The organism is Streptomyces sp. NPDC021080 (genome assembly GCF_044333225.1).
Taxonomy (GTDB): Bacteria; Actinomycetota; Actinomycetes; order Streptomycetales; family Streptomycetaceae; genus Streptomyces.
The window spans coordinates 68,036-90,677 of the sequence record NZ_JBIRQM010000013.1 but is presented as its reverse complement, the minus strand read 5'-3'; the positions used below and the strand labels follow the sequence as shown (position 1 = coordinate 90,677).

The following is a 22,642-nucleotide window of genomic DNA, read 5'->3' as shown; positions in this document are numbered from 1 at the left end:
CCGCGCCCCGCCCCGTCCTCCCTCTCTCGGCGGCGGGGGCCCCCCCCCCCCCGGGGGGGGGTCCCCCCCCCCCCGGGGGGGGGGGGCGCCCCCCCCCCCCCCCCCCCCCGCGCCGCTTCGTACACCTCGGCCGCCACGTCCTTCAGCTCCGCGGCGTCCCGCACCTGGCTCTGAAAGTCGAGGAAGATCTCGTCGAGGCCGATCTCGGCATGGGCGACCAGGTCCGCCACGATCTGCCCGACGTCGCCCTGGAACGGCTGACGGTCCTCGCCCGCGTACGGCTTGGGCGTGTAGCGCGGGTTGGTGCGCAGCACGGTCCGGATCGGCCGGGTGCGCCCGCGCTCGGCTGCCAGGTCCTGCAACTGCCGCCACTGCGCGGCCAGTTGCCCGGCCCCCATGCCGATCGGCATCCAGCCGTCCGCGTGGTCGACGAGCCGGCGCCGCGCCTTTCCCGTGTTCGCGGCGAGCAGGATGGGGATCGGCCGGGCCGGCTTGGGGCCGACCACGGCCGAGGCGACCTTGGTGAGCGTGCCGTCGAGGACCACCGGATCCGGACCCCACACGGCGCGGCAGACCTCGATCACCTCGTCGAGGGCCTCACCGCGTTCCTCGAAGGGCCGCGCGGAGGCCGCCGCGTACTCGTCGAGGGACCAGCCCGTGCCGAGGCCGGCCACGACCCGGCCGCCGGCGGCCGCGTCGAGCGTGGCGAGGGCCTTGGCGAGCTGGAAGGGCGTGTGCAGCGGAGCGACCAGCACGCTGGTGCCGAGCTCGGCGCGCTCGGTGACCGCGGCCGCGAGGGTCAGGGTCACCAGCGGGTCGGCGACGCCGCGGTAGTAGTCCGGCCAGGCCAGTCCCTCGACGCCGTACAGCCCCTGGGTCGGGGGGTCCGGGAACAGGGCCCGCTCGAAGGCCCACAGGCTGTCGAATCCGACGGCCTCCGCGGCGCGTGCCACGTCGGGCACGTCCCGTCCGAGGTCGTACTGCTTCATCTGCGGGAGGGCGAGGCCGAGTCGCGTCGTCATACCTGTGGACTCCTTCGCATCGGGGTGTGCCGACGTGTCAACGTACAGTGAGCGCCGGGATGTTCCGGCGGGGACCGTGCCGGGTGGCGGGATCAGGCCGGCAGGGGAGTGAGCAGCATCCGGCCGGCCAGGCCCACCGCCGCGTCGAGGCGGTCGCCGAACTCCTCGGCCAGGTCGGGGAGTCCGCGCAGCGCCCACAGGGCCCGGGCCGCCGCCCAGGTCGCCTCTCGGGCCCGCTCCAGACTCCAGGAGCCGACGAGGTGGGTGAGCGGATCGGCGATCTGGAGCAGGTCGGGTCCCGGCATCAGCTCTTCGCGGACACGCTCCTCCAGCGAGACGAGGAGATCGCCCACACGGTCGAACTCGTCCTCCAGGTCGGCCGGTTCGCAGTCGAGCGCGCGGCAGCTGTCCACCACGGCGAGCGCGAGATCGTGTCCGATGTGCGCGTTGATGCCCGCGAGCGCGAACTGCAGGGGGCGTACCCCCGGATGGCGGCGGAAGCGCAGCAGCGGCCGCCAGCAGGCGGGCGCCCGGCCCTCCTCGGCCACCGCCAGGTAGCGCTCCGCGAACCGCACGTCCAGGGTCGTCGCGGCCCGGCGGTCGGGGAAGAGGCCGGCGTCCAGGCGGCGGTCGAACTCCTCGGTGACCGTGAGGTAGACGCGGTTGAAGACCGCGAGACCGTCGCGCTCGGGGAGCCCCGCGTCCAGAGCGCGCATACGGGCGACGACCGTGTCGACGGACGGGGTGAACTGTGCCGGTTGGGCCATGGGGGCAGCGTCCCAGTCCCGGGGCGGCCGGTGTGCCGCCGGGCCGAAGGCTTCCCCGGAACGGGGGAACGCGGCCGGGACGGGAACGGGGGAGCCGTATGGGCCGGGCCGGTGCGCGGAGTACGGCTATGAGCCGGCGCCCCGGTCCCCGGGCCCGTCGTACGCCGAGGTTCCCGAGTCGAGCAGCGGTTCCTGGCGGAGGTGGGCCGGGGCCATCGCCCGCAGCGCGTGATAGCCGGTGATCACGACGATGGTGCCCAGCGCGATGCCGTTCAGCGAGAAGTTGTCGGTGAACTTCAGGGTGACGCCGCCGATGCCGATGATGATGCCCGCGGCGGCGGGCACGAGGTTCAGCGGATTGCGCAGGTCCACCCGGGCGTTGAGCCAGATCTGGGCGCCGAGCAACCCGATCATGCCGTAGAGGATGACGGTGATGCCGCCGAGGACACCGCCCGGGATCGCCGCGACCACCGCCCCGAACTTGGGGCACAGTCCGAAGAGCAGGGCGAAGCCGGCGGCGGCCCAGTAGGCGGCCGTCGAGTAGACCCGGGTCGCGGCCATCACGCCGATGTTCTCGGAGTACGTGGTGTTGGGCGGGCCGCCGACCGCGGTGGAGAGCATGGAGGCGGCGCCGTCCGCGGAGATCGCGGTGCCCAGCTCGTCGTCCAGCGGGTCGCCGGTCATCTCGCCGACGGCCTTGACGTGCCCCGCGTTCTCGGCGACCAGTGCGATGACCACCGGCAGCGCGACGAGGATCGCGGACCACTGGAACGTCGGTCCGTGGAAGGACGGAAGTCCGATCCAGTCGGCCTGCTCGACCGAGGAGAGGTTCAGCCGCCAGTGGTCGGTGACCTTTCCGCTCGCGTCCGCCGCGTGGATCCGGCCGAAGATCCGGTCGAAGGCCCAGGAGACGGCGTAGCCGAAGACCAGTCCGAGGAAGATCGCGATGCGGGAGAAGAAGCCCCGCAGGCACACCACGGCCGCGCCGGTGACCAGCATGGTGAGCAGGGCCGTCCACTGGTCCTGCGGCCAGTAGGTGGACGCGGTCACCGGCGCCAGGTTGAAGCCGATCAGCATGACGACCGCGCCGGTCACGATCGGCGGCATCGCGGCGTGGATGATCCTCGCCCCGAACCGCTGGACGGCCAGACCCACCAGGAACAGCGCGACGCCGACCACGAAGCACGCGCCGGTCACCGTGGCGCTGGTGCCGCCCTGCGCGCGGATCACGGCGGCGACGCCCACGAAGGAGAGCGAACAGCCCAGGTAGCTGGGCACCCGGCCGCGGGTGGCGAGCAGGAAGAGGACCGTCGCGACACCGGACATCATGATCGCGAGATTCGGGTCGAGTCCCATCAGAACGGGTGCGACGAAAGATGCCCCGAACATGGCCACGACGTGCTGGGCGCCGAGCCCGAGGGTCCGGGGCCAGGAGAGGCGTTCGTCGGGGCGGACGACCGCTCCCGGGGCGGGAGTCCGCCCGTCGCCGTGCAGTGTCCAGCGCACACCCAGGTCCATGGTGAGGATTCGCTTTCTCCGTATGTGAATGTGTCCGGACCATTGTCACGTTCGACCAGCTGCTCTACGCTCACCCGGTCCGTCTCATGAACATCGTTCATATGTATGATCGGAGTGTTCTGTGAGTGCACGATCCAGACTGGGCCTGGTGGTCGCGGTGGCCACCGTCACGCTCGCATCCCTCCTGGCCCCTTCGGCGTCGGCGCGTACGGCGGCCGGGGGCGCCCTTCCGGTGTTCCCCCGTACGGCGTCCGGGGCGGGCCCCGCGGCGCCGGGGCGCACCGCGTCCACGGCTCTCCCCGCCCCGTCCGGCCGGACCGCGCCCGGATCGCCGAGGACCGTGGTCCTCGACGGCCGCCGGCTCCGGCGCACCCGTGCCCGCCTGGAGCACGGCGACCGCCGGCTCGCCCGGACGCTGCGGGAGCTGACGGCCCGCGCGGACGACTGGCTGGACCAGGGCCCCTGGACGGTCGTCGACAAGCCGAGACCCGCCCCCGGCGGAGACGTTCACGACTACCTCAGCCAGGCCCCCTACTGGTGGCCCTCGCGGCCCGCCACCGCCGACAACCCCTGGGGGTGCCCGTACGTCCAGCGCGACGGGCAGCGCAATCCCGAGGTGGACACCGGCACCGACCGCCAGGACGCGGAGAAGGTGTTCGACTCGACGTACGACCTCGCGCTCGCCTGGTACTACACCGGCGAGAAGCGGTACGCGGTGAAGGCCGCCCAGGTCCTGCGCACCTGGTTCCTGGACCCGGCCACCCGGATGAACCCGAACCTGGACCACGGCCAGTTCATCCCCTGCAGGTACGACGGCCGGGCCATCGGCATCATCGACTTCTCGCAGTCGTACACGAGCGTCCTCGACGCGGTCGCCCTCCTGGACACCGGTGCCCCCGGCTGGTCCCGGAGCGACCGGGCCGCGATGCTCGCCTGGAACGCCGGCTACCGCGACTGGCTGACGGGCAGCGCCTTCGGCGCCGAGGAGGGCGCCGCGCGGAACAACCACGGCACCTTCTACGACATGCAGCTCGCCGCCCTCGCGTACGCGACCGGCGACAAGGACCTCGCCCGGCGGACCGTGCTCGCCGCGCGGGCCCTGCGGATCGACCCGCAGATCGCCCCCGACGGCGGCCAGCCCCAGGAGCTCGCGCGCACCCGCAGCTGGCACTACTCGGCCTTCGACCTGGTGGCCTACACCCGGCTCGCGGCCATCGGCGAGAAGGTCGGCGTCGACCTGTGGGCGTACCGGGGGCCGGACGGCCAGAGCCTGTTCAAGGCGGTCGGCTACCTGCTGCCCGCGGCGACCGGCGCCGAGCCGTGGAGCCATCCCGAGCTGGAGTTCCACCGCTTCGCGGCGAGCGATGTGGTGCGTGCCGCGGCCGACGCGGGGGACCGGGCCGCGCGGGCCGCCGTGCCGAGGCTCGAAGCACCGCCCGGCGGTGATCTGTGGGAGCTGCGGCCGGCCGCCGAGCAGCTCGACTCGATCGTGGGCTGATCCCGCCCGGGCGGGGCTCCTGAGCGTTTGCTTAGGATGGGGGAGTCGTTTTCAGTCAGGCCCGCCCGTCCGCGCGCCGCAGCACGTCCCAGGAGCCCCGCCCGTGACCGCCGAAGCCCCCGTCGCCCCCGCCCTCCCGTACGGACGGCTTCTGCCCGTCACCGTCCACTTCGACGACCTCGACGCGCTCGGACTGCTGCACAACGCCCGCTACCCGGTCCTGGTCGAGCGCGCCTGGACCGCGCTGTGGAACGAGCGCGGCTTCGGCTTCGAGGGCGACTGGGAGGCGGCGGGCGACTCGTGCAACGCCGTCAAGGAACTGCGGATCAGCTACGAGGCCCCGGTCAGCCGCCCCGGCGCGTACGCCGTCCACCTCTGGCTGGAAAGACTCGGGAACACCGGACTGACGTACGGCTTCCGCTTCTGCTCCCTCGACGGCGCGGTCACCTACGCGCACGGAACCCGGGTGCTCGTGCGGCTCGACGCCGGGACGCTGCGCCCGGCTCCGTGGAGCGAGAAGTTCAGGGCCGTGGGCCGGGAACTGCTGCGCTCGGGGGAGTGACCTTCGCCTTCGAGGGGGTGCGGTCCCCGGCGCGCAGCACACCCGCGAGCGCGGTGAGCCCGAACGCCAGGACCGTGACCAGGGCGAACGACACCATCAGGTTCGTCGCCTGCGCCACCGACCCGATCAGGCTCGGCGCGATGAGCCCCGAGGTGTACGTGATGGTCGCGACGCCCGCGATGGCCTGGCTGGGGTTGGGGCCGCTGCGCCCGGCCGCCGCGAAGCACAGCGGGACGACGACCGCGATGCCCAGCCCGAGCAGCGCGAAGCCGCTCATCGCCACCGCCGGATGCTCCGCGAGGACGACCATCAGTCCGCCGAGCGCGGCCAGCACGCCGCCCGCCCGCACGGTACGTACGGCGCCGAACCGGTTCACCACCGTGTCGCCGACCAGCCGGGCCACCGCCATGGTGAGCATGAAGCCGGTCGTCGAGGCCGCGGCGAGAGCGGCCGAACTGTCCAGCCGGTCGCGCAGGTAGACCGCCGACCAGTCCAGACTCGCGCCCTCCGCGAAGACCGCGCAGAAGCCGACCGTGCCGATGAGCAGTGCCGACCGGGGCGGCAGCGCGAACCGCGGCGGCGGTTCCTCGTCCTCGGTGGGCTGCAGGTCGAGCACCCACCGGCAGGCGGCGACACCGAGGAAGGTGAGCGTCGCCGCGGCCAGGGCGTGGTGCAGGCGCGCGTCCGCGCCCAGATGCGCGGCGAGGGTGCCCGCCGCCGCGCCGATCAGCGCGCCGGCGCTCCACATGCCGTGCAGTCCCGACATGATCGACTTGTCGAGCCGGTTCTCGACCTCGACCCCCAGCGCGTTCATGGCGACGTCCGCCATCCCCGCCGTGGCGCCGTACACGAACATCGCGAGGCACAGGGTGAGCAGGTTCGGCGCCAGGGACGGCAGGACCAGCGCCAGTGTCCACAGCGCGATGAGTCCGCGCAGTGCCGTACGGCTGCCGAAGCGGTGGGTGATCCGGCCGGCCAGCGGCATCGAGCAGGAGGCGCCGAAGGCGGTGAAGGCGAGGGCGAAACCGAGCTGGCCCGCGCTGACCGAGGCATGGTCCTGGATCCAGGGCACGCGGGTCGCGAAGGACCCGGTGACGGCTCCGTGCACGGCGAACACGGCCGCCACGGCGTACCGGGCGCGCTTGATCTCGCGCTGGTCGTAGACCACTTCACTCATACTCGGCCCCTCCCCGGGTGATGGTTCCACGGTGTGCCGCCGTAAACTATCAGGAACCCTGCCTGATAAATAGACGTCCGCCCGCCGCCCGGTCGCCGGGTAGCCGAGCAGATCTGGGAGGATTCCCGGCATGCCCGCATCCCCGAGCACCGCACGGGCCATCAACGACCGGCTCGCCCTGCGGCTGTTGCAGCAGGAAGGCCCTTTGACGGCCACGCGGCTGAAGCAGCTCACCGGACTGTCCCGGCCGACCGTCGCCGACCTCGTCGAACGCCTCACGGCCTCCGGTCTCGTCACCGTCGTCGGGGAATCGGGGGAGCAGCGGCGCGGCCCGAACGCCCGGGTCTACGGAATCGTCGCGGACCGCGCCCACCTGGCCGCGCTGGACGTCCGCACGGAGGGCGTGTCCGTCGTCGTCTCCGATCTGGTCGGCCACGTCCTGGCCGAGGCGTCCGTGCCCATCGGTGAGGGCACCGGGACGGGGCCGGCGGTGGAGCAGGCGGTCGCGCTGGTCGAACGGGTGGCGAAGGAGGCCGGCGCCCTCGGGGCGTCGCCCCAGCCCGAACCCGTCCGGGGGTGGGGCAGGCTGCACACCGTCGGTATCGGGGCACCCGGTCTGATCGACCCCGCCAGCGGCGAACTCCGCAACTCCACCGGACTGCCCGCATGGCACCGGCGGCTGGTCGCGGCCCTTCAGGAACGGCTTCCCGAGGCCCGCGTCCTGGTGGAGAACGAGACCAACCTCGCGGCCCTCGCCGAACAGCGCGACGGCGTCGCCCGCGACCGCGACACGTTCGTCCTGCTGTGGCTCGGACACGGCACCGGCGCCGCCGTCGTCCTCGACGGCGCCCTGCGCCGCGGCGCCTCCGGAGGAACCGGGGAGATCGGCTTCCTGCCGGTGCCGGGCACCACGACCCTGCCCTCGGCGACCGACTGCGGGGGCGGCTTCCACTCACTGGTCGGGTCCGCGGCGATCGCGGAGCTGGCGGCGGAGCACGGCGTGTCGGCGCGGCCCGAGGGCTACGAACCACCTGCCGCGGCGCTGGTGAGGAAGGCGCTGGCGAGCCCCGGCTCCCCGGCGGCCGAAGGCTTCCTCGACGCCCTCGCCCAGCGCCTCGCGATCGGGGCGGCCTCCGTCAGCGCCGTACTGGACCCCGGCTGCGTGGTCCTCGGCGGCGAGGTCGGCCAGGCGGGCGGCGCGGTGCTCGCGGCGCGGGTCGAGCAGCGGCTCGCCCGGATCTCGCCGCTCCCGACCGAGGTGCGCGCGACAACGGTGGGCGGAGGCGCGGTGCTGCGCGGCGCCCTGCTGACCGCGCGCGACGGTGCCCAGGACGAACTGTTCGCTCCGGCGTCGTCGCGGTAGACGCCGGAGCCGCCCGGGGCGGGGACTCGCTCCGGGGGTGCCCGGGGTGGGGGACTCGCTCCGAGGCGGCTCGGAGCCGGGGGCCTGCTCCGGGCCTGTCCGTGGCGGGACCCGCCCTCGGTCCGCCCGGGGTCGGGGACCCACCTTGGATCCGCCCCGAGCCGGGTCCTGCTCCGGGTCGGGGCGGAGCGCAGGGACTCGTCCCGGGCCGGCTCGGAGCCGGGGCCCCGCTCCGAACCCGCCAAAGGTGAGAACCGGCCTCGGGGCCGCCCGGAGCGGGGTCCCGGGCCTGCGCGGAGCCGAGGGAACCGCCCCGGGGCCGGCCGGAGCGGGGACGGAGCGTCGGCGGCGGGCCCCGTCGGCAGTCGGACGCTTTCCGGAGCGCACCGGTGCGCGTCCGTCCCGGAGGCGGGGGAGTCTCGCGAGGCGTGGGGTCAGCGAGGGTCCGTGGCGCGGGTCTTCAAGAAGTCCTCGAACGTGCCCTTCCCCACCGCGTGCCCCGGCGTGAGGTGGTGGCCGTCCCGGAACGCCCGGTAGGCCTTGCCCGCCAGACGTACGTCCAGCAGCGGGCGGCGCTTCCCGGTGGCCCGCAGGTAGTCCTCCGCGAGCGAACGGAACGTGCGCACCTCGGGCCCGCCCATGTCCTCGACCCGCCCCGCGGGTGCCCCGGCCGCCAGTGAGGCCAGCCGCTCGGCGACCTCGGCGGCCTCGATCGGCTGGTCGCGGACCCCGGCGGGCAGGAGCAGCACGGGCAGCCTGGCGAGTCCGCCCAGGACCTGGGCCACGAGGTCGTGGAACTGGGTGGCGCGCAGGACCGTCCACCCGAGTCCGGACTCCTCGACCTGCTTCTCCACGGCCCGTTTGGCCTTGTAGTAGCCGAACGGCACCGCGTCGACGCCGACGATCGAGATGTAGAGCAGATGCGGGACGGCCGCCCGGCGCGCGGCCGCGATCAGTTGCGCCGCCGCCTCCTCGTCGCCTCCGCGGGGCGAGGTCGCGCAGTGCACGATCGCGTCCACCCCCGTGACGGCCGCCTCCAGACCGTCGCCGCCCTCGCGCAGATCGACGGCGTACGGCTGCGCGTGCCGGCTGAGCACCCGCACCTCGTGGCCGTTCGCCCGCAGCCGCTCGGTGACGAGCCGGCCGAGGGTGCCGGTGCCGCCGGTCACCAGGATCGTGGTCATGCTGTTCAGCCCTTTCGACGCCGGACACTCCCGGGTGGAGCGCCCTTCGTCAGCCGAGACCGCGCAGCCCGCACGGATGTGACAACGCCGCCGAGGAACGAGCGGAATCCGGTGGTCCCTCCGGTCCCACGGCTCCCGGGCACCGGTCGGGTCGGGCGCCGCTCACCGCAGCTTCCGGGCGTGCTCCAACTGACGCCCCAGGAACTCCAGCTTCTCGGGATTCATCACCATCCGCACCTCCGTGATCACGCCGTCGCGGACCTCGAAGGCGACGACGCCGATCACTCCCGCGATCCCGTCCGCGCCCCCGGGTCCGCGGACGAGCAGTCCGTCGCGGCCGTTGACCTCGGCCACCGAGAGGCCGAAACCGTCCGCTCCGGCCCGGGCGAGGACACCGGCCAGGAAACGCAGCACCTTCTCGCGTCCCTCGACGGGGCGCCGCGCCGCGGAGACCTTGCCGCCGCCGTCGGACCACCAGACGACCTCCGCGGCGAACAGCCGCTCCAGACCGGTCAGATCACCCTCGCGGGCGGCGGAGAGGAACGAGTCGACCAGACGGGCCCGCTGCTCGGCCGGGGCCTCGAAACGGGCCTCGGGCACGGCGAGGCGCAGCACCGCCCGCCGGTGCAGCTGACGGCAGTTGGCCTCGCCCAGTTCCAGGACTCCGGCGATCTCGCGGTGGCCGTACGCGAAGGCCTCCCGCAGGACGTAGACGGCACGCTCGGTCGGGGTGAGCCGCTCCAGCAGGACCAGCAGGGCGAGGGACACGGCGTCGCGCTGCTCCGCGGACTCCAGGGGGCCGAGGGTGCCGTCCGCGGTGACGACCGGCTCGGGCAGCCAGGGTCCGGCGTAGTGCTCGCGCCGGGCGCGGGCCGAGGTCAGCCGGCTGAGGCAGAGCCGGGTGACGACCTTGGCCAGCCAGGCGCCGGGCCGCTCGATCTCCGCGCGGTCGGCGCCGCTGAAGCGGAGGTAGGCGTCCTGCACGGTGTCCTCGGCGTCGGCGGCGGAGCCGAGCATGCGGTAGGCGAGCCCGAACAGGCGCGGGCGGTACGTCTCGAACTCGTCGGCGAGGCTCTCCGTCACGTCTCCAGCCTCGCAGAGGCCGCGCGTCCGCAGATCACGTGGGGGGCCGGCCCGCCGGGCCGGCTGGAGACCCGGCGGCGGGGCAAGGGCCTTCGTCACCGCCGCCGGGTCGATCGTGGGGGACCGGCAAGGAATGATCACGCAGTCTTGATCGAGGACACTAAGAGGACTAGACCAGAGCGTCAATAGGTATGGACCAGTTGCGGGAGCCGGTGACGTGGCCCAAAGCCGCCCGGAGCCAAGGAGGTTGACGGGGAGACCGGTCCGCGGAAGTCCATCCCGAGCGGCTGTGAGCCACCCCACAGGGGTGTGGCCGCATGGCCGGCGATCGGGCGTGGCACACTGGCCATGTACCAGAAGCAGCGCACTCCGGGGTCGGTGTAATTCCGAACCGGCGGTTACAGTCCGCGACCCGGTCGCTTCCAGCGGCCGGTTGACCAGGTGGAATTCCTGGACCGACGGTTAAAGTCCGGATGGGAGGCAGTGCGCGGCGGGCGGGCATTCGTGCGCGCTGCCGTTTGTTGCTGCTCGTCCTGCGGGACGGGTGTCCTTTCGGCGTCGCTCCCGGTGTGCCGCGGTCCGCTCATTGTGTCGTCATCGACAGCCCCGGAGTCCGTGCCCCCATGAGGCAGGAGGACCCGGGAAGTGTTCACCGGAATCGTCGAAGAGCTGGGTGAGGTCACCGCCGTCGAGATTCTCGACGACGCCTCGCGTTTCCGGCTGCGTGGCCCCGTCGTCACGCAGGGCGCGCAGCACGGCGACTCCATCGCCGTCAACGGGGTCTGTCTCACCGTGGTCGAGCACGAGGGCGACGAGTTCACCGCCGACGTCATGGCCGAAACCCTGAACCGCTCCAGCCTCGGTGCCCTCACCGTCGGCTCCCGCGTGAACCTGGAACGGCCGATGGCCGTGGGTGAGCGCCTCGGCGGCCACATCGTGCAGGGACACGTCGACGGCACCGGCGCGGTCATCGAACGCAAGCCGTCCGAGAACTGGGAGATCGTCAAGATCTCGCTGCCCGGGGACCTTTCGCGCTATGTGGTCGAGAAGGGCTCCATCACCGTCGACGGCATCAGCCTCACGGTGGTCGACGCCGGCCCCGACTTCTTCACCGTCAGCCTCATCCCCACCACCCTCGACCTGACCACGCTGGGCCACAAGCAGCCCGGCGACCCGGTCAACCTCGAGGTCGACGTCATCGCCAAGTACGTCGAGCGGCTGCTCGGCGCGCGGGGCGAGCAGTCCGCCGGTCTGCCCGGCACACCGGGGGCCGACCGGTGAACTGGCTCAACTCCGAGGCCTTCGTCCTCCTCGACCAGCACATCATGTGGTCGGACATGATCGGCAACGTGATCGGCCTGATCGCCCTCGCACTCGGCTGGCGGCGCTCCGTGTGGAGCTGGCCCGTCCAGCTGCTCTCCGGAGTCGTCCTCTTCGCCGCCTTCTTCGGCCACCTCACCGGCAGTGCCGGCAAGCAGGTCGTGGTCGTCGCCGTCGCCCTGTGGGGCTGGTGGCAGTGGAACCGCGGCGAGGGCAAGGACGGTCGTGTCTCCGTACGGTTCGCCACCTGGCGCGAACGCGCGTACATGGCGGGTGCCGCGGCCGTGGGCACCCTCGCCGTCAGCGGCCTGTTCCACGCGTACCCGACGCTGTCCTGGGACCCGTGGCCCGACGCCTACATCTTCGTCGGCACGATCGTCGCCATGTACGCGCAGGCCCGCGGCATGGTCGAGTTCTGGTTCGCCTGGCTGCTCGTCGACGTGGTGGGCGTCCCGCTCAACTTCGCCAACGGCTACGCCTTCTCCGGTTTCGTCTACGTCCTGTACGGCGCGCTCGTCCTGTGGGGCATGCGCGACTGGTGGCTGCGCTCCCGTGAGGCCGGGCAGCCCGTCATGGAAGGAGCCCCGGCATGACAACGGCGCCGGTTTGGTACAGCACCGGGCACGATCAGGATGCCTCGGACTTCGCGCTCGACCCCGTCGAGCAGGCCATCGCCGACATCGCGGCCGGCCGCCCCATCGTGGTCGTCGACGACGAGGACCGCGAGAACGAGGGAGACCTCGTCGTCGCCGCCGAGATGGCGACCCCCGAGATCGTCGCCTTCATGATGAGCGAGTGCCGCGGACTGATCTGCGCGCCCATGGAAGGCGACGAACTCGACCGGCTGCGGCTGCCGCAGATGGTCGACGACAACACCGAGTCGATGAAGACCGCGTTCACGGTGTCGGTGGACGCGTCCGCCGCCCACGGGGTGACCACCGGCATCTCGGCGGCCGACCGCGCCGCCACCCTGCGGCTCCTCGCGGACGGCGTCTCGGAGCCCGGCGACTTCGTGCGCCCCGGCCACGTCTTCCCGCTGCGCGCGCGGCCCGGAGGCGTGCTGGCCCGCAACGGCCACACCGAGGCCGCCGTCGACCTGGCCCGGCTGGCCGGACTGCGCCCGGCCGGGGCGATCGTCGAGATCGCCGGCGAGGACGGCCGGATGCTCCGGCTGCCCGAACTCATCCCCTTCGCCCGCAAGCACGGCCTGACGATCATCTCCATCGAGGACCTGATCGCCTACCGCCGCTCCACCGAACGCGGCACGGCGGCCGGGACCGAGGCGGCCGCCCCCACCGTCCGGCGCGAGGCCGAGGTCCGTCTGCCCACCGCCTTCGGCGAGTTCACCGCCTACGGCTACCGCTCCACCGCCGACGGCGTCGAGCACGTCGCCCTCGTCCACGGCGAGATCGGCGACGGCGAGGACGTCCTCGTCCGCGTCCACTCCGAATGCCTCACCGGCGACATCTTCCACTCGCACCGCTGCGACTGCGGCCCCCAGCTCCAGACGTCCATGGAGCGGATCCAGGCCGAGGGCCGCGGCATCGTGGTCTACCTCCGCGGCCACGAGGGGCGCGGCATCGGCCTGCTCTCCAAGCTGCGCGCGTACGAACTCCAGGAGCGCGGCCGGGACACCCTCGACGCCAACCTCGAACTCGGCCTGCCCGCCGACGCCCGGGACTACGGCGCGAGCGCCCGCATCCTGGAGGACCTCGGTGTGCGCAGCCTGCGGCTGATGACCAACAACCCGGACAAGACCGACGCGCTCGTCCGGTACGGCCTGCGCGTCAGCGGACGCGAGCCGATGCCCGTCCAGGCGGGCGAGCACAATCTGAGCTACCTGCGGACCAAGCGGGACCGGATGGGTCACGACCTGCCCTGGCTCGACTCGGTCACCGTGTCGGCCTGCGGGAGCCAGTGACCCCGTACGGCCGGCCCCTCCGCGGGCCCCGGCACGACAGCACGACAGCACGACAGCGACCGCGGGCGGCACAGCGCCGGCGGCCCGGCACTATCGGCAACACGGCACAGCGGGACTGAAGGAGAGACGTGAGCGGCAAGGGTGCACCTGAACTGTCCGTACGCAACTGCGGCGACCTGCGGGTCGCGGTCATCGCGGCACAGTGGCACGACAAGGTGATGGACGGTCTCGTCGACGGCGCGCTGCGCGCCCTGCGCGAGCTGGGAATCGACGAGCCGACCCTGTTGCGGGTCCCCGGCAGCTTCGAACTGCCGGTCGCCGCCAAGGTCCTGGCGGGCCGCGGCTACGACGCGATCGTCGCGCTCGGCGTCGTCATCCGCGGCGGAACCCCCCACTTCGAGTACGTGTGCCAGGGCGTCACCCAGGGCCTCACCCAGGTCTCCATCGACACCGGTGTCCCCATCGGCTTCGGTGTGCTGACCTGTGACACCGAGGAGCAGGCCCTGGACCGCGCGGGCATCGAGGGCTCCAACGAGGACAAGGGCCACGAGGCGGTGACGGCCGCCGTGGCGACCGCGGCCACCCTCCGCTCAGTATCTGAACCCTGGCACTGAGGTAGGGCACCGAGCGCGTAGGGTGAGGACCACCATGTCCAATAAGACGTTCGAGGAGCTCTTCACCGAGCTCCAGCACAAGGCCGCCACGGGCGATCCCGCCACCTCGCGCACCGCCGAACTCGTCGGCAAGGGCGTCCATGCCATCGGCAAGAAGGTCGTCGAAGAGGCCGCCGAGGTCTGGATGGCCGCCGAGTACGAGGGCAAGGACGCCGCCGCCGAGGAGATCTCGCAGCTGCTCTACCACGTCCAGGTGATGATGGTCGCGCGCGGGATCTCCCTCGACGACGTGTACGCGCATCTGTAGGGGCCGCTCCCAGCAGTACCCCTCCTTCGAGCACGTCCGTCCGTCCCACCCACCCCGAACACCATCGAGCAAAGGAAGCCGACCTCATGCTGCGCATCGCCGTCCCGAACAAGGGTTCCCTCTCAGGACCTGCGGCGGACATGCTGCATGAGGCCGGCTACCAGCAGCGCCGGGAGTCCAAGGAACTGCGGATCGTCGACCCGAACAACGAGGTCGAGTTCTTCTACCTCCGCCCCCGGGACATCGCGATCTACGTCTCCTCCGGCCGGCTCGACATCGGCATCACCGGCCGCGACCTGCTGGTCGACTCCGGTGCCGACGCCGAGGAGATCCTCCCGCTCGGCTTCGCCCGCTCCACCTTCCGCTTCGCCGCCAAGCCGGGCACCGCGAACGGCGTCGCGGACCTGAAGGGCAGGACGATCGCCACCTCCTACGAGGGCATCGTCGCGGGGCACCTCGCCGACCACGGCATCGACGCCTCCGTCGTGCACCTCGACGGCGCCGTCGAGACCGCCATCGAACTCGGTGTCGCCGAGGTCATCGCGGACGTCGTCGAGACGGGCACCTCGCTGCGCAACGCCGGACTGGAGATCTTCGGCGAGCCGATCATGAAGTCCGAGGCCGTCGTCGTCCGCCGCGTCGGAGCCGGCCCCACCGAGGACGCCGAGCCCAAGGTGCAGCAGTTCCTGCGCCGCCTCCAGGGCGTGCTGGTCGCGCGGACCTACGTGATGATGGACTACGACTGCCGCGCCGAGCACCTGGAGAAGGCCGTCGCGCTCACTCCCGGGCTGGAGTCGCCGACCATCTCGCCGCTGCACAACGAGGGCTGGGTCGCCGTCCGTGCCATGGTCCCCGCCAAGGAGGCCCAGCGGATCATGGACGACCTGTACGAGCTCGGCGCGCGGGCCATCCTGACCACGGCCATCCACGCCTGCCGGCTCTGACGGGACCAACGGACATGTCGGACCTTCCCACCCTTCCCATAACCTTCCGCCCCTCCCGTACCCGGGCCGTGCTGCTCACCGCGGGCGCGTCGATCGTTGTGGTCATCACCACGGTCGCCATGCTTCTGGAGCAACTCGGACCGGGGGAGCGGGCGAGCTTCATCTTCACCGCCGTGCTCCTGTTCGGAGTGCTCCTGCTGCTCTCGCGGCCCAAGGTCGTCGCCGACGAGAGCGGTGTCACCGTCGTCAACATCGCGAGCCGCCGGCACCTGGACTGGGCCGAGATCCTCCAGGTCAACCTGCGTCCCGGCGACCCCTGGGTGTTTCTCGACCTCAGCGACGGCACCAGCCTCCCGGTGCTCGGCATCCAGCCGGGCATCGCCCGGCAGCGCGCCATCGAGGACGCCCGCGCCCTGCGCGCCCTGGCTTCCGCCCGCGGAATCCAGGAGCCCGACGGGCACCGCGGTGAACACACGGGCTGACTCTCGGCCCTTCACCCTGCCCTGAGAGCCCATGTCTTGATTAATCTGTCGGCGGAGGCTTTTTTCACGGCGCCTCCGCCTCCGATGTGCTCCCGCTCTCAGAGGCTCCCTGCTACCCGAGGAGTGACTCCCTCCAGCGATGGACGGATCGTCCTGTAGTACCTGCGCCGCCCCCTTCCGACATAGCGAGGCGGCGGCATGACCATCCCCTTGTTGCTCCTTGGCGCGGCGTTCCTGCTGATTCTCGCCAACGGCTTCTTCGTGGCCGCCGAGTTCGGCCTCGTCACCGTCGAGCGCCCCGACGCCGAGAAGGCCGCGGCCGACGGCGACACACGTGCCGGCACGGTCGTCGAGTCGCTCAAGGAGCTGTCCTTCCAGCTCTCCGGCACCCAGCTCGGCATCACCATCACCTCCCTCGTCGTCGGCATGCTCGCCGAACCGGCCCTCGCCCAGCTGCTGGACGGCCCGTTCGCGGCGGTCGGACTGCCCGAGGGCGTGGTGCCCGGCTTCGCCGTGGTCACCGGCATGCTGCTGGCCTCCGCCGTGCAGATGGTGGTCGGTGAACTCGTGCCCAAGAACTGGGCGGTGTCCAAGCCGCTCCAGGTGGCCCGCTTCGTCGCCGGCCCGCAGCACGTCTTCTCCCGGCTGTTCCGGCCGGTGATCGCCGCGCTGAACACGGTCGCCAACCGGCTCGTCCGTGCCCTGGGCGTGGAGCCCGCCGAGGAGCTGGCCTCCGCCCGCACCCCCGGCGAACTCGTTTCCCTCGCCCGCCACTCGGCCCGCGCGGGAGCCCTGGAACAGGACACCGCGGACCTCTTCGTCCGCACGATGTCCCTGGCCGACCTCACCGCGCAGCACGTCATGACCCCGCGGGTGAGGGTCAGCGCCCTCCAGTCCTCGGCCACCGCCGAGGACGTGGTCAACCTCACCCGTGCCACCGGCCTGTCCCGCTTCCCCGTCTACCGGGAGCGGATCGACGAGATCGTCGGCATGGTGCACCTCAAGGACGCCCTCGCGATCCCCGCGCACGACCGGCTGCGCACTCCCGTCGGCCGCATTGCCCAGGCCCCCCTGCTCGTCCCCGAGACCCTGCCAGTGCAGCCCCTGCTGGAGCGGCTGCGCAGCGAACAGCCGATCGCCGTCGTCGTCGACGAGTACGGCGGCACGGCCGGCGTGGTCACCCTGGAGGACATCGTCGAGGAACTCGTCGGCGAGGTCCACGACGAGCACGACGACGTGCAGGGCGAGCAGCCCGAGCTCGCGGCCGCTCCCCCCGAGGACGGCAGGCCCGCCTGGGACGCCGACGGCAGCTGCCGGGTCGACATCCTGCAGCGCATAGGCCTCGACGTGCCCGAGGGACCGTACGAGACCGTGGCGGGCCTCGTCGCCGACCTGCTCGGCCGGATCCCGGCCCCCGGTGACAAGGCAGAGCTCCCGGGCTGGCGCCTCGTGGTGCGACAGGTCGGGCACTACCGTGCCGAACGCGTCCGCCTTGTGCGTACCGCGCTCGCCCCGGAGGCCGTCCGATGAGCATGCTCCAACTGCTGTTCGCGGGCCTGCTGGTGCTCGCCAACGGCTTCTTCGTCGGCGCCGAGTTCGCCCTCGTGTCCGTGCGGCGCAGCCAGATCGAACCGCTCGGCACCGCCCGCTCCCGGCAGGTCCTGTACGGCCTGGAGCGTCTGCCGCAGATGATGGCGGCGGCCCAGTTCGGCATCACCATGTGCTCGCTGACCCTCGGCGCGGTCGCCGAGCCCACGGTCGCCCGGCTGCTGGAACCGCTCTTCGCGGCCGTCCGGCTGCCGGACGGGGTCATCCACCCCCTCGGCTACGTGATCGCGCTCGCCCTCGTCGTCTTCTTCCACCTCGTCATCGGCGAGATGGTCCCGAAGAACCTGGCGATGGCCGCGCCCGAGAAGACGGCCCTGTGGCTCAGCCCCGGCCTGGTCGCCTTCGCCCGGGTGTGCCGCCCGGTCACCGCGGGCCTCGGCGCCTGCGCGCAGCTGATCCTCAGGCTGTTCCGGGTCGAGCCGAAGGACGAGGTCGAGGCGGTCTTCACCAGCGAGCAGCTCAACCGGCTGGTCGAGGACTCCGGACAGGCGGGACTCCTCGAACCCGAGGAGCAGGAACGCCTGGAGGACGCCCTGGAGCTCGGCTCCCGCCCGGTCACCGACGTCCTCCTCGACGGCGCCTCCCTGGTCACCGTGGATCCTTCGGTCACCCCGGGCCAGGTCGTCGCGCTCACCGCGCGCACCGGGTACTCCCGGTTCCCGGTGGTCGCGGAGAACGGCGCCTTCATGGGCTGCTACCTGCACGTGAAGGACGTCCTCGACCTGGAGGACTCCGAGCGGGCGGTCCCGCAGCAGATGTGGCGGCCGATGACCACGCTGCGGTCCGAACTCCCGCTGGACGACGCCCTCACCGTGATGCGCCGTGCCGCCACGCACCTGGCCCAGGTCGCCGACGCCACCGGGAAGGTCATGGGCCTCGTGACCCTCGAGGACGTCCTGGAACTGCTGGTCGGCGAGGTACGGGACCCGGCGCACCGCGATGTGACGCCGGTCCGGGTCGCGGAGCCGCGCCCCGGTCAGGCCGAGGAAGCGCTGGCGAGCTGACCGGGCGCGGGCCCCGGTTCCCCGGGACCGTGCGACCCGTGACGGTCGTACGGCCCCCGGCGGGACCGGGGCCTTCTCACGTCGCCGACGGATCCTGCGGGCCCCGGCCCGAGAGGACCTCCCCGTAGGCCTGCATGAGGTCGGGCAGACGCAGCGTCGACAGGTCGTCGCGCGAGGGCGTGCCGGGGTATCCCGACAGCCGCAGGTCGCGGTACGCGCAGCTCTTCTCGTACAGGGTGCGCAGGAAGCGGCCGTTGCCGAGTTCGTCGATCCAGCCCTGGTCGACGACGTGCCCGGCGATCGAGCGGAGCTCGTCCAGCGCCTCCTCGTCCCAGACGTCGCCGTTCTCCGCGGCCAGCACCTCACCGATGGAGGTCAGTTCGAGCGGGCGGTAGGAGGGGAAGTCCACGCGGCTGGTGAAGCGGGAGGAGAGGCCGGGGTTGGCGGCGAGCAGCCGGTCCATGCCCTCGGGGTAGCCGGCGAGGATGACGACCAGGTGGTCCCGGTTGTCCTCGGCCCGCTTCAGCAGCACCTGAAGGGCCTCGTCGCCGTAGGCGTCGCCCTTGCCGTAGCCGGAGTTGGACAAGGAGTACGCCTCGTCCACGAACAGGACGCCGCCGATCGCCGAGTCGATCAGTTCGTTGGCCTTCACGGCGGTCTGGCCGAGGTACTCGCCGACCAGGTCGGCCCGCTGGGCCTCGACCAGATGGTCCCCGCCGAGCAGCCCGAGCGCGTAGAAGACCCGGCCGAGGATGCGCGCCACCGTGGTCTTGCCGGTGCCGGAGGGGCCGGAGAAGACGAAGTGCCGTTTCGGCGGCTGCACCGGCAGCCCCTGCCCGGTGCGCAGCCTGGCCATGTTCAGCTGCGCCGACAACGCCTTGACCTGCCGTTTCACCGGCTCCAGGCCCACCATGCGCTCCAGCTCGGCGAGTGCCTCGTCGAGCAGGGCGGGATCGGTCGGCCCCGGGGGTATCGGCTGCACCGGCAGCACGGCCTTCTCCCGGAAGCCGTCGGTCTGGGCCGGCAGGGCGCCGGGCGGTGACGGGTCGGGATCCGGGAGCCGCAGATCGCGCCCCTCGGTGCCGAACAGCGCGTCCATGCCGTCCGGGCCCTCCAGCACGTCCTGCCCGATCCCGGCGAGCGTGATCGCCGCCAGATCGGCCGCGGCGTCGTCGTACCCGTCCCCCTCGGCGATGGCCGCGAGCCGCGCCGAGGTGTCCATGAAGGAGGGATCGACCCGGTGAACGGCCCGGTAGAGCGGCAGCGCCGCGGCGGAGCGTCCGGTGCCCTCGTGGGCGCGGGCCAGCCAGTACCGCAGTTCCTTGCGCTGCGGCTGCTCGCTGCGGCAGCGCATCAGCGCGGACGACAGCAGCGGTTCGGCCTGGCCGTACATCTCCAGCCGGACCCGCGCCATGCCGCCGAACAGTCCGGCCTCGATGCCGAGCATGGGGTCGTTGATGAGCGGATCGGTGTGCCGCACCAACTGCTCCCAGTCCTTGACCAGATAGGCGCGGCACGCGTGCAGGAACCGCACCTGGTGGTCCGCGTCGACCGGCGGGAGTCCGGCCAGCGCCCGGTCCAGTTCGGGGACATGACGCCCGTCGAGCCAGTGCGAGGCGTGCGCGAGCAGCAGGTCGCGCGGACTCTCCAGCACCGGCTGGACCCACCAGCCCAGCCAGTACCAGGAGTTGAGGGTGCGCCGGTGACGCGAACGCTGTTCGCCGAAGCGGTCCCGGTGCCGGAACATCCGCAGCAGCGCGGTCGTCGTGTCCACCCGTAGCGCGTGCAGTCCGAGCCAGCCGTCCGCCATACCGGGGTCCATCCGGACCGCGGCACGGAACTCCTCCTCCGCCTGGGGGTAGGCGCCCATCGTGTAGGCGTCCACACCTCGCAGCCAGGCGAGGTCGGCCGGGGCCTCGGGGCCCTGCGTGCCGAAGTCCATCACGTCCCCCACAAACCGTGCCCCCGATGGTCGGGGAGTGTCTCGCGATGCGGGACATCCCCTTGCCGCCGGGCCGGTGCCCGTCGGCAGCTCTGGTCGAACGACTGTGCCACGGACGGGAGTTGAAGCGGTGCGGCAGAGCAGCCGTCCGAAGGTCGCACCGAGAGGCATGGTACCCGCGGACGACGGGCCTGCCGAAGGGTGCCGCACAGCCCGTTCCACGAGGTGGGAGCGGATGGCGCACGCCGCGGACGGTGACCCAGGGTGATCGCATCACGCCGCGGGGCGTCCGGAAAGAGGGGGTGTGGGCAGAACGAAGCCCCCGATCACGGGGGAACAACCGGGGGCTTCGCGACTGCGGGCGGCTCCCGAAGGGCCGCTGCTTCAGAACGTAAGACCTGTACGGCCCCCTGGTCAAGCAGAGTTGGGGCACTGAGGCAACTTCCCCGGAGTGGGTCTTCACAACTTCAGCACGCTGCGGATGGTCCATCACGGTCAGTGATGAACTGGTCCGGTCCAGACGTCCCAGCAGGCCCTGGCAGCACCTCGTACCCCTCAGGACACTGCCGCACCACATGGTCCACGAAGGGGCGCGTGGGGTCCTCGGCGAAATGCCGGAGCTCGGCGCGGACCCATCCGTCCCAGAAGTCGCTCTGCGCCCGGCCGTCCCGTCGCCGCCCCCGCTCCCAGGCCTGCTCGTGCGGCAGCTCCATCCACAGGAGCCGCGCGAGCCACGGGCGCAGCGCACGGCGTCCGGCGCCGACGCCCTCCAGGAGCACCACGGGCGCGGCCGGAAGCTCACGGACCGGTCCGAACTCCCGGGCGGTCCAGTCGTACGGGGCGTACCGCGCACTCTCGCCGCGTCCGAACGGCTCGATCACCCGGTTCAGCAGGCGCCCGGTCCAGTCGAAGAGCTCCTCGTGGGTGGCGATGTCGTCGAGGTGCAGTACGGGTGCGCCGCCCAGGGCCGCCGCCAGTGACCCGGCGAACGTGGTCTTCCCGGAGCCGGCGTGGCCGTCCACGCCGATCAGGCGGACGGGCCCGCAGGAGGGCGGCAGCAGGCGCAGCCGCGAGGCGAGGTCGTGAATGGGGTTTCCCGGGGTGAGGCGTGGGGTGGGCATAGTCCTGGGGAACATTCTATCGAGGTGCCGTTCACAGTGGATCCATGGGTTCAGGATGGTGTCGCATTGAACCATTCATTGAACAATCCTCAAGAACTCGGGGACCTGCTCCGAAAAATTCACGGCCCTGTGGAACCAGGTATTTCGGATGGGGCGTTCCGGTACTCGGAGATGCTGAGTAGGGTTCCTGGTGCGGAACGGCGAAGTGTCGTACGGGGATGGACAGGGGAAGATGGCCGCGGGTTTATTCGAGGGGCAGTACGTGTGGCATCCTGCGGCCGACGACCGCAGACTCGCGAGCGTCTGCACAGATGTCAGAGCGGGCCGCTATCTGAACGCCCACGAAGCTCTGGAGGAGACCCGTTCCGACTACGGATTACGGGCCCATCGCTCCCTGGTCCTCGCTTCCGAGGCCGCCGACTCCGACCTCGCCGAACGCTGGCTGGCCGAGGAGCAGACACCCGAGTCCGCCCTGATGTGGGCCCGTGTGGCCGTCCTGCGGGCACTGCGCGCGGCCGACGCCAAGGACGACCGGGCCGAGGCGCTGGAACGCATAGCGCTGAGCGCCTGCGACCGGGCCGCGCTGATGGACCGGGCCGATCCCACGCCCTGGGTCGCCCGGCTGTCCATGGCCCGGCTGCACGACCTGCGCGACCCTGCCCCGCAGGGGCTGCTGACCCAGCCTCCCGGCCCCTGGCGCCTGTTCTCGCACGTCCTGCGCCTCGACCCCTGGAACCGTGAGGGCCATCACCGGTTCCTGGCGTTCTTCTTCACGCGCTACGGCGGTTCCGTGAACGCCGCCTGGGACGTCGCCGCCTTCCTGAGCCAGCGCGCCCCCGTCTCCTCGCCGCTGCGGCTGCTGCCGCTGGTGGCCCTGGTGGAGAGCTACAACCCCACGCAGCTGCTGGTCGACCGCACCTGGGAGCAGCCGCAGTGGCGTTCCACGGCGCTCGCGATCTACCAGAACTGGCTGCCGGAGGTGGCCGGGTACCGCTTCACGCCCGTGCTCGACCTGGCGTACCTGGCGCACGCGCTCTTCATGGCGCAGCGCGAGTTCGAGGCGCGCGCGGTGTTCACGGCCATGGGGCCGTACGCCTGCCGCATGCCGTGGAGCGTGTTCGGCGAACCCGAGGACCAGCTCTCCCGCGCCCGCCGCGCCTGCGGCCTGCCCGTGCCGGGGGCCGGCTGACCGCCGGCCCTCCCTG

The 22,642-nt window shown here is 72.1% G+C and carries 20 protein-coding genes, 1 pseudogene and 1 riboswitch; of the genes and pseudogenes, 13 read left to right on the top strand and 8 right to left on the bottom strand.

Annotation, left to right across the window (positions count from 1 at the left end; genetic code table 11):
- Positions 1 to 98 precede the first annotated feature (98 nt).
- From ACH4S8_RS29575 to ACH4S8_RS29565, 3 genes and pseudogenes are all read right to left on the bottom strand, one after another.
- Positions 99 to 1,022: pseudogene (locus tag ACH4S8_RS29575) on the bottom strand (LLM class F420-dependent oxidoreductase); the annotation flags it as partial.
- 92 nt (positions 1,023 to 1,114) lie between these two features.
- Entirely contained in the window at positions 1,115 to 1,789 is a 675-nt protein-coding gene (locus tag ACH4S8_RS29570; RefSeq protein ID WP_398399340.1) for a DUF5995 family protein, read from the bottom strand.
- Between the two features lie 126 nt (positions 1,790 to 1,915).
- A complete protein-coding gene (locus ACH4S8_RS29565) occupies positions 1,916 to 3,307 on the bottom strand; it encodes a uracil-xanthine permease family protein (protein WP_398399338.1) in 1,392 nt (463 codons plus the stop codon).
- A gap of 232 nt (positions 3,308 to 3,539) precedes the next feature.
- Between ACH4S8_RS29565 and ACH4S8_RS29560 the strand changes: the two genes are divergently transcribed.
- Together ACH4S8_RS29560 and ACH4S8_RS29555 are read left to right on the top strand one after the other, a co-directional pair.
- Positions 3,540 to 4,805, top strand: coding sequence for an alginate lyase family protein (locus ACH4S8_RS29560; RefSeq protein ID WP_398399725.1), 1,266 nt, complete (start codon positions 3,540 to 3,542; stop codon positions 4,803 to 4,805).
- 103 nt (positions 4,806 to 4,908) lie between these two features.
- On the top strand, positions 4,909 to 5,367 hold the full coding sequence (locus tag ACH4S8_RS29555; protein WP_398399336.1) for an acyl-CoA thioesterase: 459 nt from the start codon (positions 4,909 to 4,911) through the stop codon (positions 5,365 to 5,367).
- On the opposite strand, the gene ACH4S8_RS29550 is transcribed toward ACH4S8_RS29555, so the two are convergent.
- Positions 5,327 to 6,544, bottom strand: a complete 1,218-nt coding sequence (locus tag ACH4S8_RS29550) for an MFS transporter (RefSeq protein WP_398399334.1) — start codon at positions 6,542 to 6,544, stop codon at positions 5,327 to 5,329. The genes ACH4S8_RS29555 and ACH4S8_RS29550 overlap by 41 nt on opposite strands.
- Before the next feature lie 130 nt (positions 6,545 to 6,674).
- Here ACH4S8_RS29550 and ACH4S8_RS29545 point away from each other — a divergent pair, with 130 nt between their 5' ends.
- On the top strand, positions 6,675 to 7,907 hold the full coding sequence (locus ACH4S8_RS29545; RefSeq protein ID WP_398399332.1) for an ROK family transcriptional regulator: 1,233 nt from the start codon (positions 6,675 to 6,677) through the stop codon (positions 7,905 to 7,907).
- A gap of 434 nt (positions 7,908 to 8,341) precedes the next feature.
- Here the strand turns inward: ACH4S8_RS29545 and ACH4S8_RS29540 are convergent, their stop codons facing one another.
- Together ACH4S8_RS29540 and ACH4S8_RS29535 are read right to left on the bottom strand one after the other, a co-directional pair.
- Positions 8,342 to 9,091 (bottom strand): SDR family oxidoreductase, encoded by a 750-nt coding sequence (locus tag ACH4S8_RS29540; protein ID WP_398399330.1) that lies wholly within the window; start codon positions 9,089 to 9,091, stop codon positions 8,342 to 8,344.
- Positions 9,092 to 9,253: 162 nt separating this feature from the next.
- The gene (locus ACH4S8_RS29535) at positions 9,254 to 10,174 is read right to left on the bottom strand and encodes an RNA polymerase sigma-70 factor (protein WP_398399328.1); all 921 of its coding nucleotides are present in this window, start codon (positions 10,172 to 10,174) and stop codon (positions 9,254 to 9,256) included.
- Positions 10,175 to 10,534: 360 nt separating this feature from the next.
- Positions 10,535 to 10,665, top strand: a riboswitch (FMN riboswitch).
- A 154-nt stretch (positions 10,666 to 10,819) separates the two neighbouring features.
- Here ACH4S8_RS29535 and ACH4S8_RS29530 point away from each other — a divergent pair.
- The 9 genes from ACH4S8_RS29530 (at position 10,820) to ACH4S8_RS29490 (ending at position 18,374) form a co-directional block, all read left to right on the top strand.
- A complete protein-coding gene (locus ACH4S8_RS29530) occupies positions 10,820 to 11,455 on the top strand; it encodes a riboflavin synthase (RefSeq protein ID WP_398399326.1) in 636 nt (211 codons plus the stop codon).
- Positions 11,452 to 12,087, top strand: a complete 636-nt coding sequence (locus ACH4S8_RS29525) for a nicotinamide riboside transporter PnuC (protein ID WP_398399324.1) — start codon at positions 11,452 to 11,454, stop codon at positions 12,085 to 12,087. Before ACH4S8_RS29530 ends, ACH4S8_RS29525 begins: the two co-directional genes overlap by 4 nt.
- On the top strand, positions 12,084 to 13,415 hold the full coding sequence (locus tag ACH4S8_RS29520; RefSeq protein ID WP_398399322.1) for a bifunctional 3,4-dihydroxy-2-butanone-4-phosphate synthase/GTP cyclohydrolase II: 1,332 nt from the start codon (positions 12,084 to 12,086) through the stop codon (positions 13,413 to 13,415). Before ACH4S8_RS29525 ends, ACH4S8_RS29520 begins: the two co-directional genes overlap by 4 nt.
- Positions 13,416 to 13,543: 128 nt before the next feature.
- Positions 13,544 to 14,029, top strand: coding sequence for a 6,7-dimethyl-8-ribityllumazine synthase (gene ribH, locus ACH4S8_RS29515; protein ID WP_151468514.1), 486 nt, complete (start codon positions 13,544 to 13,546; stop codon positions 14,027 to 14,029).
- A 34-nt stretch (positions 14,030 to 14,063) separates the two neighbouring features.
- Positions 14,064 to 14,336 (top strand): phosphoribosyl-ATP diphosphatase, encoded by a 273-nt coding sequence (locus ACH4S8_RS29510; RefSeq protein WP_030038616.1) that lies wholly within the window; start codon positions 14,064 to 14,066, stop codon positions 14,334 to 14,336.
- An 86-nt stretch (positions 14,337 to 14,422) separates the two neighbouring features.
- Positions 14,423 to 15,280: an ATP phosphoribosyltransferase gene (gene hisG, locus ACH4S8_RS29505; protein WP_398399319.1), complete on the top strand. Its 858-nt coding sequence runs from the start codon at positions 14,423 to 14,425 to the stop codon at positions 15,278 to 15,280.
- A gap of 14 nt (positions 15,281 to 15,294) precedes the next feature.
- Positions 15,295 to 15,762, top strand: coding sequence for a PH domain-containing protein (locus tag ACH4S8_RS29500; protein ID WP_398399317.1), 468 nt, complete (start codon positions 15,295 to 15,297; stop codon positions 15,760 to 15,762).
- Positions 15,763 to 15,960: 198 nt separating this feature from the next.
- A complete protein-coding gene (locus ACH4S8_RS29495; protein WP_398399315.1) occupies positions 15,961 to 17,292 on the top strand; it encodes a hemolysin family protein in 1,332 nt (443 codons plus the stop codon).
- Positions 17,289 to 18,374, top strand: a complete 1,086-nt coding sequence (locus tag ACH4S8_RS29490) for a hemolysin family protein (RefSeq protein WP_398399312.1) — start codon at positions 17,289 to 17,291, stop codon at positions 18,372 to 18,374. Before ACH4S8_RS29495 ends, ACH4S8_RS29490 begins: the two co-directional genes overlap by 4 nt.
- 76 nt (positions 18,375 to 18,450) lie before the next feature.
- Here ACH4S8_RS29490 and ACH4S8_RS29485 read toward each other — a convergent pair whose 3' ends face one another.
- Positions 18,451 to 20,316, bottom strand: coding sequence for an AAA family ATPase (locus tag ACH4S8_RS29485; protein ID WP_398399310.1), 1,866 nt, complete (start codon positions 20,314 to 20,316; stop codon positions 18,451 to 18,453).
- Between the two features lie 467 nt (positions 20,317 to 20,783).
- On the bottom strand, positions 20,784 to 21,437 hold the full coding sequence (locus tag ACH4S8_RS29480) for a uridine kinase (protein ID WP_398399308.1): 654 nt from the start codon (positions 21,435 to 21,437) through the stop codon (positions 20,784 to 20,786).
- 232 nt (positions 21,438 to 21,669) lie between these two features.
- Between ACH4S8_RS29480 and ACH4S8_RS29475 the strand changes: the two genes are divergently transcribed.
- Positions 21,670 to 22,626, top strand: coding sequence for a hypothetical protein (locus tag ACH4S8_RS29475; RefSeq protein ID WP_398399306.1), 957 nt, complete (start codon positions 21,670 to 21,672; stop codon positions 22,624 to 22,626).
- Positions 22,627 to 22,642: the final 16 nt, after the last annotated feature.